Origin of the sequence: Acidisphaera sp. S103 (genome assembly GCF_009765975.1) — a bacterium.
Classification (GTDB): domain Bacteria; phylum Pseudomonadota; class Alphaproteobacteria; order Acetobacterales; family Acetobacteraceae; genus Rhodopila.
This window is the reverse complement of sequence record NZ_LMUJ01000105.1, coordinates 1-780: the sequence shown is the minus strand read 5'-3', so window position 1 is coordinate 780 and position 780 is coordinate 1. Positions and strand designations below refer to the sequence as shown.

The 780-nt window shown below is 67.1% G+C and carries 1 pseudogene; it reads left to right on the top strand.

The features are described from left to right. Window positions 1-780 (top strand): annotated as a pseudogene (locus GSQ89_RS34885) (hypothetical protein); the annotation flags it as partial.

The window sequence follows — 780 nt, the reverse complement described above, 5'->3', positions numbered from 1 at the left end:
CTATTACGGCGTCTACGTCAACGGCGGCCTCGGCACGGTGACCAACAGCGGCACCATTATCAGCGGCGACGGCGTCGGCTTGTTTGCTGGCGGCACAGTGAGCAACATCGGGTCGATCAACAGCACAATCAGCTACGGCGTCTACATCCGCGGCGGTGCCGGCACGGTGATCAATGCCGGCACCATCGGCGGTGCCGTCGATGCGGTGCGGTTCGCCGGCGATTACGCCGATCGGGTGATCCTCGACCCGGGTGCCGTGTTTCAGGGAAAGGTGGCGGGCGGCTCGGGCACCAACACGCTGGAGCTGGCACAAGGCGACGACGCCACCGGCACGCTGAGTGGGTTCGGTACCATCTTTAGCGGCTTCGGCACAATCACCGTCGACAGCGGTGCCACGTGGCAGTTGGACAGCACCGACACCATCGGCAGCGCAGTCGTGCTGACCGACGCGGGCACGCTGGGCAATGCGGGCCTGATCGATACGACGGTCACCGTGGCCGGCGGCGGCAGCCTGGGCAACACCGGCACGGTCAACGCCGGCAGCGCGCAGTTCGGTGTCACGCTGTTGGCAGGCGGCGTGGTCAGCAACACCGGTGCGGGGGCGTTGATCGAGGGGAGCCGTTACGGCATCCGCGCTGTCGGCGGCGCCGCAACGGTGGCCAACAGTGGCCTTATCCTGGGTATCTCGCCGTCCGACGGCGGCGGCGTGGGGCTGTATGCCGGTGGCACGGTGACCAATGCCGGCACGATCGTCAGCGGCAACTATTACGGCGTCTACGT